The organism is Calidifontibacter indicus (assembly GCF_003386865.1).
GTDB classification, from domain to species: domain Bacteria; phylum Actinomycetota; class Actinomycetes; order Actinomycetales; family Dermatophilaceae; genus Yimella; species Yimella indica.
Window position 1 is genome coordinate 2,958,365 of sequence record NZ_QTUA01000001.1, and the last position, 12,301, is coordinate 2,970,665.

Consider the following 12,301-nt stretch of genomic DNA (forward strand, 5'->3'; position numbering starts at 1 on the left):
CCAGTGGTCCCGACGCCCGCACAGCACCGGGTGTTTGGGAGACTTTGCACAGCCACCATCTCGAACCCGAGGAAACACCCGAATGACCGCACGGCTTCGCCTGATCGCAGCGCCCCTCGCGGCGGCACTGACCCTCGTCGGATGCTCCTCGGCCGGCACGGCGACACCGTCGACCAGCAGCACGAGCCGCGCACCCGAGGTCACGTGTTCGTCGGGCAAGGCGCCGTCGTACGGCGGTGACACCGCGGCGTTCGACTCACCGGTGCCGGTGGAGAGCACCTCGGCGCTGACAGCTCAGGTGTCCGAGCCGACCCTCAGCTCCGCGCCGGCGCCTGCCGAAGGGCTGCGCATCGCGCAGGTCAAGGTCAACGCACGCGTGGTCACCAACGGTGTGTTCGCGATGCATCCGGAGGCGTTCGTGCTCGCCGACCCCTCGGGCGCCCTCTGCCCGCAGCCTGCCAAGAACCCGCTCCGGGATGGGCTGCAGGTCGCACAGGTCGACGAATCCCACTCCGCCGTAGGCACTTTGGCGTTCGTCGTGCCCGCCGAAGCCAACCTGTCCAACTACACCGTCTACTACCTGGCGCAGCCGGGTGCCCCGAAGGCGGTCGCGGCTTGGTCGGGCGAGGGTTCGGCCCCGTCCACGGCCGCAGCCACAACCACCTGCTCCGCGAACCGCTCCGGCATCAAGCTGGACGGCGCGAAGGACCAACCGTTCGGCAAGCCGTTCAGCACCGGTGACAACACGATCTCGTTGGAGGTCACCCCGAGCACCCCGTGGGGCCGCGCGCTGGAGCCCGGACAGAACCAACCCAACGACGTCAGCGGCGTCGTCGTCGGACTCGACGTGACGGCGAAGGGTGCGGTCGGCTTCGTCGAGCGCAACCAGTTCCAGTTGCTCGACGACAAGGGCAACCTGTGCCGTTACAACGAGCTGGGCAGTGACGGCGAGACCCTCACCAGCACGCTCGTCGACCCGGGCAAGCCGCGCCGGTTCTACTTGGTGTTCTGGACGCCGAAGGGTTCGGAGGTCGCCGGCTGGAAGCTGCTGTACCTGCCCGAGCCGTCCGACAAGAAGGTCGTCGCCACCTGGACGGTCAACCGCAGCGCCACCTCACCGACCGCGTCCTCACCGGCGACCAGCTCGCCGGCCACCAGTTCGCCGGCGACCAGCTCGTCGGTCAGCGCTCCCGCACCGACGAAATGAGCCGGTCGAGCACCCGCGCGTCGGCCCGCAGGCCGTCGTGCAGGAACTCGTTGGTGATCCAGGGGCGCATCCCGCCCAGCAGTTCGGCGGTTGCCATGGAGTGTTGGCGCAGCACGTAGGGGTCGTCGTAGTAGACGGCTGCGGCGCACGGCACCTCGTTGCGGGCCAGCACCTGCGCGTCGTACAACTTCGGCCAGTCACGCGCGGCGAGCAGGTCGGCCACCTTCCTCAGCCTGTGCAGCCCCCACACCTCATCGAGCAGCCACGGGAAGGGATGCTCGGCGGTGAGCATGGTCGGGTCGTCGCGGAACGAGCTGGGCATCACCCGGTCGCAGGACCAGCCGGTCACTCCCCCGTCCGCGTAACACGCCTCGTGCAGCACCGTGTAGATCGGCGTGGACGCCGGGAACGGCAGCAGCCCGCCGACAGCCGCCGCGAACATCGGCGACTGCGGGTCGCGCTCGAGCAGGTAGTGCAACTGCTCCGAGCCGTACGACATGCCGAGGCCTGCTCCGAGTTGCCGAAAACGCCTGGTGGACAGCGGGGTCCGATCCGGGAGCTCGACCCTTCCGGTCGGTCCTTCCAACAGATCGACGATGCGCCGGACGGCGTCACGGTCACCGGGAAAACGTGCGTAGTGCCGCTCGACCAGTTCGGCGGTGCGCTCGTAGGTGGCGGCGTAGATCTCGTCGACGGACAGCCCGACCGGCGGCACCCCGCCGGTGAACATCACTTCGGCGAGGCTGTCCGGAAAACGACTGAGGTAGTTGAGCGCGCAGAAGCCACCGAAGGACTGCCCCAGCAGGCTCCACCGCTCGACGCCGAGGTGCTCGCGCAGCAACTCGCAGTCACGCACGATCGAATCGGCGCGGAAGTTGGCGAGATATTCGGCATACTCCTGCGCGGTGCGACTGTCACTGCTGCTGACCGGAGTCGACAGGCCCGTGCCCCTTTGGTCGAGCAGCAGCACCCGGTAGTCACGCACCGCACGCGCGATCCAGCCCGGCCCGATCGGCGCGGTCGACGGACGCGGGCTCTCCCCGCCCGGGCCGCCCTGCAGGAACACCAGGTAGGGCTTGTCGCCGCCGTCGGCCGACGCGACCTCGCGGGCGTAGACCTCGATCGTCTCCCCGGACGGGTGATCGTGGTCGAGCGGCACCATGATGCGATGCCCAGTCAGGACGAGCCCGCCCCGACGCTCGACGACGGGTGCGGCAGCAGCAGTGACATCAGCCATGTGCCCCACCGTATTCGGCGCCCGGACGCGGCGACGCCCGCCCCGGTGAACCGGGACGGGCGTCGTGCGTTGGTGCGTCGGAGCGGGATCAGGCCTTCGTCTGCTTGACCGCCTCGGTGGCCTGCGGCAGCACCTCGAAGAGGTCGCCGACGACACCGAAGTCGACCAGCTCGAAGATCGGCGCTTCCTCGTCCTTGTTGATCGCGACGATCGTCTTGGACGTCTGCATGCCGGCGCGGTGCTGGATCGCACCGGAGATGCCCGCCGCGACGTACAGCTGCGGCGAGACCTGCTTGCCGGTCTGGCCGACCTGGTTGGAGTGCGGGTACCAACCGGCGTCGACCGCGGCGCGCGACGCACCGACAGCGGCACCGAGGGTGTCGGCGAACTCCTCGACCGGGCCGAAGTCGCCGCCGGTGCCGCGACCGCCGGAGACCACGATCGCGGCCTCGGTGAGCTCGGGGCGACCCGACTTCTGCTTCGGCTGACGGTCGGTGATCTTGGCGCCCTTGGCGGCGTCGGAGACCTGCACGTCGACGTCGACGACGGTCGCGCCGGCCTGCGAAGCGGTCGGCGGCAGGACGTTCGGCTTCACGGTGATGATCGGGAAGCCCTTGGTCACCTGCGACTTGGTGGTGTACGAACCGGCGAAGACCGACTGGGTCGCGGTGACGCTGTCGCCGTCGACCTCGACGGCCGACGCGTCGGTGATCAGACCGGCTTCGGCCTTGATCGCCAGGCGCGCAGCGGCTTCCTTGTTGTGCGGCGTCGACGGCAGCAGCACGGCAGCCGGCGAAGCCTGCTGGACGACGGCGTACAGCGCCTCGGCCAGCGGGGCCACCAGGTAGTTCTGCACGTCGTCGTTGTCGATGACGTAGACCTTCTCGGCACCGAACTGCGCGAGGCGCGGACGCGCGGCCTCGACGTTCTTGCCGACGAAGACCGCCGACGGGGTGCCGATCTGGCGGGCGATGGTGAGCAGTTCGGCGGTCGTCTTCTTGACGGTGCCGTCGGTGTGGTCGACCAGAACGAGAACTTCAGCCATTACGAATCTCCTTGTCTCGTAACCGGATCAGACGAACTTCTGAGCGGACAGGAACTCGGCGAGCTTCTTGCCGCCGTCACCCTCGTCGGTGACGATCGTGCCCTGCTCGCGCGGCGGACGCTTGTCGGCCGTGACGACCTTGGTCCACGAGTTCTCCAGGCCCACCTGCCCGGCGTCGACACCGAGGTCGGCCAGCGACCAGGTCTCGACCGGCTTCTTCTTGGCGGCCATGATGCCCTTGAACGAGGGGTAGCGCGCCTCGTCGGTCTGGTCGGTGACGCCGATGAGGGCCGGCAGCGAGGCCTCGAGGGTCTCGCTGGCGACGTCGCCGTCACGACGGCCGGTGACGGTGCCGCCCTCGACCTTGACCTCGGACAGCTGGGTGACCTGCGGCAGGCCCAGGCGCTCGGCGAGCATCGCCGGCACGACGGCCATCACGCCGTCGGTCGAGGCGACACCGGTCATCACGATGTCGGGGGTGCCGATCTTCTTGATCGCCTCGGCGAGCACCAGCGAGGTGGCGACGGCATCGGAGCCGGCGATCGCGTCGTCGACGACGTGGACACCCTTGTCGGCGCCCATCTGCAGGGCCTTCTTCAGCGCGTCTGCGGCAGCGTCGGGACCGACGGTGAGCACGGTGACTTCACCCTCCCCCGCCTCGACGATGCGCAGGGCCTGCTCGACCGCGTACTCATCCAGTTCGGAGAGCAGGCCGTCGACACCCTCGCGGTCGGTGGTGTTGTCGTCCTCGAACGTGCGGTCGCCTTGGGCGTCCGGCACGTACTTGACGCATACGACGATGTTCATGCGCGTCCTTCTGTCGTTGTGGAGCGACCACCGCCGGGCGCGGCGGACCGCAAATTTGGACTGGGTTCAGCGTACCTTTTTGTTACTCGCCAGTAACGCCCGGGGTCGGCCTATCGGCTCAGTTGTTGCGGATGTAGAGCAGCAGCATCCCAATACCGGTCAGCAGCACGATGATCCACGGCGCCAGCTTGTTCAGCAGCAACGCCATACCCTTCTGGCCCGTGCCCGGAGCCGACGTGATCACGTCGGCCTTGTTGCCGAGCACGGCGTCGGCGATGGCCGCGCCGAGCACCAGCAGCAGACCCACCGCGAACGGGATGGCCGGTGCCATGCCGAGCACCTCGTCGGTGTCCTGCCGCATCTCGGCCCAGCCCCACAGGGCGAGGAACATGCCGATGAGACCGATGACCGCCAGCGCGATCGCACGCACCCGAGACTGCGCGGCCGCCTTGGTGTTCGGCAGGATCACGCTCTCCGCGTAGGGCACCGGCTCACCGAACAGCGCCAGCGGCTTCTCGCCCTCCGCCTTGCACTTGTCGTCGATCGCCTCGAGCGCCGCGTTGACGACCGCTCCGGTCGCGCCCCGCTCGGTCAGCTTCGCAACGAAGGGCTCCTGCCACTGCGAGGGGATGTTCCATTGCTTGATCGTCACTTCAGGTTCCTTTCTGGCCCGAACAAGACGAAGGGTAGTGCCGAACCGCGCCTTCGCGGCGCAGACGGCACCACCCTTCGGTGACATTGCAGTGACCGTGCAGCGCTCGTGGGGTGACCACGGCGCCACGGTCGACGTCACTCGCCGCTGAACTGGGCCTTACCGGGGCCGTTCTCGACGAACGAATCCATCCCGATCTGCTGGTCCTTGGTGGCGAAAAGCCCTGCGAACTGGGTGCTCTCGATGCGCAGCGCCGTCGCCAGGTCGACCTGCAGACCCTGGTCGATCGAGGCCTTCGCCGCGCGCAGCGCCAGCCGCGGACCGTTGACGAACGGGGCGACCTTCTTCTTGGCCGCTTCCAGCACCGCCCCCGGCTCGCACAGTTCGTCGACGAGGCCGATCGCAAGCGCCTCCTGAGCGTCGATCATCCGACCGGTGAACACAAGGTCCTTGGCCTTCGCCGGGCCGACCAGACGCGTCAGGCGCTGCGTGCCGCCGGCGCCCGGAATGATCCCGAGCAGGATCTCCGGCTGACCGAGCTTCGCGTCGCTGGCGGCGACGCGGAAGTCGCAGGTCATCGACAGCTCGCAGCCGCCGCCGAGCGCGTAACCGGCCACGGCCGCAACGGTCGGCACCGGGATGGCCGCGACCGCCGCGAAGCAGTCCTGCAGCCGTCCGGCGCGCTTGACCATCTCGGCGTAACCGGCGGTGCGCATCTCCTTGATGTCGGCACCGGCCGCGAACACCTTCTCGCCGCCGTAGACGATAACCGCGCGCACCCCGTCGTCACGGGAAAGGTCGAGCGCCGCCGCGGCCAGGCCTTCCTGCACCTCTTCGTTGAGCGCGTTCATCTTGGGCCGCTCGATGCGCAGCACCGCGATGCCGTCGGCGATCTCGGTGCTGACGAACTCGCCGTACTGCGTCATCAGGCGCCCTCGGGCCCGGTGGCCGCGTGCGGTCCGTCGGTGGTGGCGGCCTGGTGCCACATCTGCACCGCCTGCACGACCATCTGGGTGGTCGACTGCAGCAGCATGCTCAGGTCGGACTCGGGGATGATGAGGTGCTCGCCGGTGACGACGAGATTGCCGTTGGCGATGCCGGCCTTGATGATGTTGAGGCTCAGCGTGATGTCGTTGGCAGCCAGCAGACGCTCGGTCAGGTCGGCCGGGACGTCGTCGCCGATCTGCCACTGGCCGAAGACGCGGATCATCGCCGGCTCGCCGTCGATGGCGCGGACGAACAACTGCTGCGGTACGGCGCCCTCGGGAGCCTCTTCGGTGACCGGCACCAGGTAGCTCACGTCGCCGTCCTCGTCGACGGTGGCCTCGAGACCGAGCCCGCGCAGGGCCTCGACCACACGGTCGCGGGCCGGCGACTCGTCGTCCGGGCCGGCAAAGGTGGGCACACCCACCGCCGGGTCCTGCTGGTCGCCGTTCAGTCCGGCCTGCTCCGGCTGGTTTCCGGGCGTCGGGAAGTTCGGGAGTGCTGTGGGATCAGTCATAGCCGCCACGGTAGTCGACCGTAGGCTGAGCGCCATGCCCACCCGCGAGCCGATCGGCGACACCACCCCGTCCCCCACCAGGCCGCACGCGGTCGCGCTGCGCTCGCTCGATGCCCCAGCCGCCCCAGGCGTCACCCTCGTGCCCGGTGGCGCCGTCTTCTCGGTCGTCTCCGACCGGGCGAGTTCGGTCGAGTTGTGCCTGTTCGACGACCGCGGCGTGGAGACCCGGCTGCCGCTGGTGCGCCACCGGGGCGGCACCTGGTGCGGACGCGTCGACGGCGTCGGCCCCGGGCAGCGGTATGCGTATCGGGCGAACGGCCCGTGGTCGCCCGAGCAGGGGTTGCGGTTCAACCCCGCCAAGCTGTTGATGGACCCGTACGCGCGCTCGATCGAGGGCGAGGTGCACTGGAAACCAACGGTTTTCGGCCACACAGTCGATGAACGGTTCGGCGGCGACGGCACCGTGCGCGACCCGCGCGACAGCGCCCCGTCGATGCCGCGCAATGTCGTGATCGACGACGGGTTCGATTGGGAGGACGACCGACACCCGTACGTGCCGTGGGACCGCACGCTCATCTACGAGGCCCATGTGCGCGGCCTGACGATGACCAATCCGGACGTGCCGCCGCACCTGCGCGGCACCTACGCGGGGGTCGCGCACCCGGCCACGATCACGCACCTGCAGCGGCTCGGCGTGACGGCGATCGAGCTGCTTCCGGTACACGCGTCGACCTCCGAGCCGCATCTGGTGCAGCTGGGGCTGTCTAACTACTGGGGTTACAACACGCTCGGGTTCTTCGCGCCGCAGCCCGGCTATGCCGCGGCGTCCGATCCGCAAGGTGTCATCGACGAGTTCAAGGGCATGGTGAAGCTGCTGCACCGCGCCGGCATCGAGGTGATTCTCGACGTCGTCTACAACCACACCGCGGAGCAGGGCGCTGCCAGCGGGGCGACGTTGTCGTGGCGTGGCCTCGACCAGGCGTCGTACTACCGGCTCGACGCCCGCGGCCAGGACGTCGACGTCACCGGCTGTGGCAACACCCTCGACATGACCCACGAAACGCCCTACCGGATGGCGCTCGACTCGCTGCGCTACTGGGTCAGCGAGATGCACGTGGACGGTTTCCGGTTCGACCTGGCCGTGGCCCTCGGTCGGGAGCGCGACGACGCGTTCCACCCCGATCATCCGTTCCTGCTCGCATTGCGCACCGACCCGGTGCTCAGCGGGGTGAAGCTCATCGCCGAGCCGTGGGACATCGGGGCGCACGGCTGGCACACCGGCGAGTTCCCCGCGCCGATGGCCGACTGGAACGACAAATTCCGGGACGCTGCGCGCACTTTCTGGTTGCGCGACGTGGGCGCCGACAGCGCCGGCCACCCCGGTCACGGCGTGGCTGAGCTCGCCACCCGCATCAGCGGGTCGCGCGACGTCTTCGGCAGCCGCTGCCCGATGGCGTCCGTCAACTACGTCACCGCGCACGACGGCTTCCCGCTGGCCGACCTCACCGCCTACGACCGCAAACACAACGGCACCAACGGCGAAGGAAACCGCGACGGCTCCGACAACAACCTGTCGTGGAACTTCGGCGTCGAAGGGCACTCCGCGGCCGGCGACGACCTCGAGGCGCTGCGGCGCCGCGCCGTCCGCAACCTGCTGGCGACGCTGCTGCTCAGCTCGGGTGTGCCGATGCTGCTCGGCGGCGACGAGTTCGGCCGCAGTCAGGGCGGCAACAACAACGCCTACTGCCAGGACAACGAGATCAGCTGGTTCGACTGGCGTCTGCAGCCCTGGCAGCGCGACCTGATCGACACGACCGCTTTCCTGTCGGCGCTGCGGGCCGCCCACCCGGTGCTGCGACAGCGCGAGTTCTTCCCCGGCGACGCGATCCGGGGTGACGAACTCGCCGCCTTGCACTGGCACGGCATCGACGGCGAGCTGATGACCGAGCACCAGTGGAACGACGGCTCGGTGCGCACCATGCAGGTGATCTTCGACGGCGCCGACGTCGGCGACGACCTGGTGCTGGTGGTGCTGCACGGTTCGGCGAACCCGGCGCCCGTCGTGCTCCCGAGGGCCGAGAACGGTTACTCGTGGGAACTGTTGTGGGACAGCGCCGTCGAGAAACCTGCCGACGTGCCGTCGAGCACGGTCCAGCCCGGGTCGGAGTACGCGATGCGAGCGGTGTCGATGGCGGTGTTCAAGTCGCCGTCGCGCGAGGAACCCTGACGGCGCCGGGCGTCCGTCCGGTTCAGGCCGAGCGGTCGGCGCGGTCGGCGCGGTCGCGGCGCAGCAACCACCAGAGGCCCACGATCGGCAGCACCAGCGGTATGTAGCCGTAGCCCTGCCCGAAGTGCGACCACACCGTCTTGTCGTGGAAGCGTGCGGTGTCGGCGTAGCTCCAGACGCCGACGGCGAGCACTCCGAACAGTTCGAAGCCGATGGTCGCGAGTGCCAGGCGGGCGCGGTCGCCCAAGGCCAACGCGACCGTCGCCACGATGTAGACGACGGCAGCCAGCGCCGACAACAAGTACGGCAGCGGCGGGTGGGGCCAGCTCTGCGCGACCTGCATGATCGAGCGACCGGTGGCGGCCAGCGCGAAGACTCCGTAGACGGCGACCAGGATGCGGCCGGGTCCGGCGTTCGTGGCTGTGCTGTTGGCCGTGTTCTGGGTTGTGTTCGTCATGCGTGACCGCCCCACAACTGCACCAGTCGCACCGTCATGACCAGCAGCCCCAGCCCGGTGACGGCGAGCACGCCTGTGCCCCAACGGGTCTCGCGATCGGCGAATCCCCAGAAGGCGGCGATGGGGGTGGCGATCACCATGCCGATCAGGTACGCCGCGAAAACGCCCTTGTTCATGTGTGAGTCGGCGTCGTTCCAAGTGACCAGCCCGGCGACGAGCGCCACGACCATGATGAGTTCGGCCGCGCACAACAGGTAGAACAACGGGTTGTCGATGGATCGGCCGCGGACGGTCAACCAGGCGGCATAGCCGGCCAGCACCACCAGCGCCGCCCCGAGCAGATAGGCGATCGGCAGGAACACGCCGCACATCGTACGTTCGCGAAAGTTTGCAACCCCGCGCGCCTGCCACGCGTGTCGCCCGAACATTCGCGAGGTCGGGTAAGCAACGTCATAGGCGCGGGACTTTCCATCGGGCCACCCGACACGGCAGGCTTGGCGCGACTCGCCCGAACGGGTGAGTCGCCGCACGACCCACATCCGAGCGCATGCCCACCGGACAACCGCCCGAATTCGACGGAGCCTTTCGAATGACCGACACCAGCCGCGGCGAGTACGCCAGCGACGAACTGCAGACCACCGACGTCCATCGCATCGGCCCCACCATGCCGATGAGCAGCGAGCGCGCGTCGGGCCCGGTCGAGGCTCCCGACAAGACGGTCGAGGAATTCGTCGCCGCCTTCCTCAACGAGCTCAACTTCGGTCAGGGTGTGCTGCTGTCGCGCTCGACCATCAACGACCAGTACCTCGCGCTGGCGCGCACCGTGCGCCAGTACCTCATGGCGGGCTGGTTGGAGACCGGCGTGCAGCGCCGGGAGAGCGGCCGCAAGACGATCGGTTACCTGTCGGCCGAATACCTGCTGGGCCGTCAGCTGAGCAACGCCCTGCTGGCCACCGACCTGCAGGACATCGCCGACGAGGCGATGAAGCAGTGCGGCATCGACATCGCGGCGCTGCGGGCACAGGAGATCGAGCCGGGACTCGGCAACGGCGGCCTCGGCCGCCTCGCGGCCTGCTTCGTCGACTCGTTGGCGACGATGGACGTTCCGTGCATCGGCTACGGCATCCGCTACGAGTACGGCATCTTCCGCCAGACCTTCGAGGACAACCGGCAGGTCGAGGTGCCCGACTCCTGGCTGTCGCTCGGCAGCCCGTGGGAGTTCCCGCACCCCGAGCGCCAGGTGCGCGTCGACTTCGGCGGCCGCACCGAGACGTACACCGACGACCAGGGCCGTGAGCGCAGCCGGTGGATCCCGGACTGGAACGTGCTGGGTATCCCCTACCACCACATGGTTCCGGGTTTCCGCAACGGCACCGTCAACACGCTGCGCCTGTGGAGCGCCAAAGCGACCCAGGCGTTCGACCTGCAGATCTTCAACTCCGGTGACTACGCCGCCGCGGTGCGCGCGCAGACCTTCGCCGAGAACATCTCCAAGGTGCTCTACCCGGAGGACTCCACCCCGCAGGGCAAGGAGCTGCGCCTGCAGCAGCAGTACTTCTTCGTCGCGTGTTCGCTGCACGACTTCATCCAGAACACGCTGCCGCAGGACTTCGATCTGCGCCGCCTGCCCGAGCGCATCATCTTCCAGCTGAACGACACCCACCCGGTGATAGCCATCCCCGAGTTGATGCGAATCCTGGTCGACCGCAAGGGATTCGACTGGGACGAGGCGTGGGACATCACCCGCCAGTGCTTCGCCTACACGTGCCACACCCTGCTGCCGGAGGCCTTGGAGGTGTGGTCGGCCGAACTGCTCGGCAGACTGCTGCCGCGCCACCTCGAGATCATCTACCGCATCAACAAGGAGTTCCTCGAGGAGGTCCGCGAGACCTTCCCAGGCGACGAGATGCGCATCCGCAGCATGTCGATCATCGCCGAGCACCCCGAGCGTTCGGTGCGGATGGCCTACCTCGCAACCATCGGCAGCTCGAAGGTCAACGGTGTCGCCGAACTGCACTCGCAGCTTCTGCGCGACAAGGTGCTGCCGGAGTTCTCGCAGTACTGGACCGAGAAGTTCACCAACGTCACCAACGGCATCACCCCACGCCGCTTCGTCTTCCTGGCCAACCGGCGCCTGTCCGACCTGATCACCGACAAGATCGGTTCGGGCTGGGTGACCGACCTGGAGCGCCTGCGCGACCTCGAGCCGTACGCCGACGACGCCGACTTCCGTGCCGAGTTCGCGGCCGTGAAGCAGGCGAACAAGGAGCGGCTGTTCAAGGTGCTCCAGGCGCGCGACGGCATCGAGTTGCCCGAGCACGCGATGCTCGACGTGATGGTCAAGCGGTTGCACGAGTACAAGCGCCAGTCGTTGAAGCTGCTGCACATCGTGTCGACCTACGAGTCGATCATCTCCGGACGCATGCGTGCCGAGGACGCCGTGCCGCGCACCTTCGTGTTCGGCGCGAAGGCGGCGCCGGGCTATCACATGGCCAAGGAGACGATCTTCCTGATCAACTCGGTGGCCGCGACGATCAATGCCGATGAGCGCGTCAAGGATGTGCTCAGCGTAGCGTTCCCGGCCAACTACAACGTGACGCTCGCCGAGAAGCTCATCCCGGCGGCCGACCTGTCGGAGCAGATCTCGCTGGCCGGCAAGGAAGCGTCGGGCACCGGCAACATGAAGTTCGCGCTCAACGGCGCTCTCACGATCGGCACCGACGACGGCGCCAACGTAGAGATCCGTCAGCTGGTCGGCGACGACAACTTCTTCCTGTTCGGCATGACCGAACCGGAGGTCGAGCAGTTGCGCGCCGAGGGCTACCAGCCGACGTCGTACTACCGCTCGAACGACCGGTTGCGGGCGACGATCGACCTGCTCGCCGGTGGTCACTTCACCCGGGGTGACCGCGCGGCGTCGGCGCAGGTGGTCGACAACCTGCTCACCCAGGACCCGTTCATGGCGCTGGCCGACTTCCAGGGCTACCTCGACGCCCAGGATCGGGTCGACGCGGTGTACCGCGACACCGACGCCTGGACCCGCTCGGCGATCCTGAACGTCGCTCGCTCGGGCTTCTTCTCCAGCGACCGGTCGATGCGCGATTACCTCGACCGAATCTGGAACGCCTGAGGGTCCATCACCCCCAACCGGTGCATCCGGATGCCGCC

11 protein-coding genes are annotated in these 12,301 nt (G+C 68.3%); 3 read left to right on the plus strand and 8 right to left on the minus strand.

Annotated features, from left to right (window positions below; genetic code table 11):
* Positions 1 to 82 precede the first annotated feature (82 nt).
* Positions 83 to 1,207 (plus strand): hypothetical protein, encoded by a 1,125-nt coding sequence (locus DFJ65_RS14040; protein ID WP_115923547.1) that lies wholly within the window; start codon positions 83 to 85, stop codon positions 1,205 to 1,207.
* Here DFJ65_RS14040 and DFJ65_RS14045 read toward each other — a convergent pair.
* The 6 genes from DFJ65_RS14045 to DFJ65_RS14070 form a co-directional block, all read right to left on the minus strand.
* The gene (locus DFJ65_RS14045; protein ID WP_115923548.1) at positions 1,182 to 2,444 is read right to left on the minus strand and encodes an alpha/beta fold hydrolase; all 1,263 of its coding nucleotides are present in this window, start codon (positions 2,442 to 2,444) and stop codon (positions 1,182 to 1,184) included. The two genes, DFJ65_RS14040 and DFJ65_RS14045, sit on opposite strands and share 26 nt — an antisense overlap.
* 88 nt (positions 2,445 to 2,532) lie before the next feature.
* The gene (locus DFJ65_RS14050; RefSeq protein ID WP_115923549.1) at positions 2,533 to 3,489 is read right to left on the minus strand and encodes an electron transfer flavoprotein subunit alpha/FixB family protein; all 957 of its coding nucleotides are present in this window, start codon (positions 3,487 to 3,489) and stop codon (positions 2,533 to 2,535) included.
* A 27-nt stretch (positions 3,490 to 3,516) separates the two neighbouring features.
* Entirely contained in the window at positions 3,517 to 4,296 is a 780-nt protein-coding gene (locus tag DFJ65_RS14055; RefSeq protein WP_115923550.1) for an electron transfer flavoprotein subunit beta/FixA family protein, read from the minus strand.
* Between the two features lie 118 nt (positions 4,297 to 4,414).
* Complete coding sequence (locus DFJ65_RS14060) at positions 4,415 to 4,948, minus strand: hypothetical protein (protein WP_115923551.1); 534 nt, start codon at positions 4,946 to 4,948, stop codon at positions 4,415 to 4,417.
* Positions 4,949 to 5,085: 137 nt separating this feature from the next.
* Positions 5,086 to 5,874 carry an enoyl-CoA hydratase/isomerase family protein gene (locus DFJ65_RS14065; protein ID WP_115923552.1) on the minus strand — a complete coding sequence of 263 codons (789 nt, stop codon included), beginning with the start codon at positions 5,872 to 5,874 and terminating at the stop codon, positions 5,086 to 5,088.
* Positions 5,874 to 6,449, minus strand: a complete 576-nt coding sequence (locus DFJ65_RS14070; RefSeq protein WP_115923553.1) for a hypothetical protein — start codon at positions 6,447 to 6,449, stop codon at positions 5,874 to 5,876. The genes DFJ65_RS14065 and DFJ65_RS14070 overlap by 1 nt, the downstream gene beginning before the upstream one ends.
* A gap of 34 nt (positions 6,450 to 6,483) precedes the next feature.
* Here DFJ65_RS14070 and glgX point away from each other — a divergent pair, with 34 nt between their 5' ends.
* A complete protein-coding gene (glgX, locus tag DFJ65_RS14075; protein ID WP_115923554.1) occupies positions 6,484 to 8,676 on the plus strand; it encodes a glycogen debranching protein GlgX in 2,193 nt (730 codons plus the stop codon).
* Between the two features lie 22 nt (positions 8,677 to 8,698).
* Here the strand turns inward: glgX and DFJ65_RS14080 are convergent, their stop codons facing one another.
* Both DFJ65_RS14080 and DFJ65_RS14085 read right to left on the minus strand, forming a co-directional pair.
* Positions 8,699 to 9,133 (minus strand): hypothetical protein, encoded by a 435-nt coding sequence (locus DFJ65_RS14080; RefSeq protein WP_115923555.1) that lies wholly within the window; start codon positions 9,131 to 9,133, stop codon positions 8,699 to 8,701.
* The gene (locus DFJ65_RS14085; protein ID WP_147301407.1) at positions 9,130 to 9,495 is read right to left on the minus strand and encodes a hypothetical protein; all 366 of its coding nucleotides are present in this window, start codon (positions 9,493 to 9,495) and stop codon (positions 9,130 to 9,132) included. The genes DFJ65_RS14080 and DFJ65_RS14085 overlap by 4 nt, the downstream gene beginning before the upstream one ends.
* A 227-nt stretch (positions 9,496 to 9,722) precedes the next feature.
* On the opposite strand from DFJ65_RS14085, the gene DFJ65_RS14090 reads away from it, so the two are divergent.
* Positions 9,723 to 12,263, plus strand: a complete 2,541-nt coding sequence (locus DFJ65_RS14090; RefSeq protein WP_425452999.1) for a glycogen/starch/alpha-glucan phosphorylase — start codon at positions 9,723 to 9,725, stop codon at positions 12,261 to 12,263.
* Positions 12,264 to 12,301 lie beyond the last annotated feature (38 nt).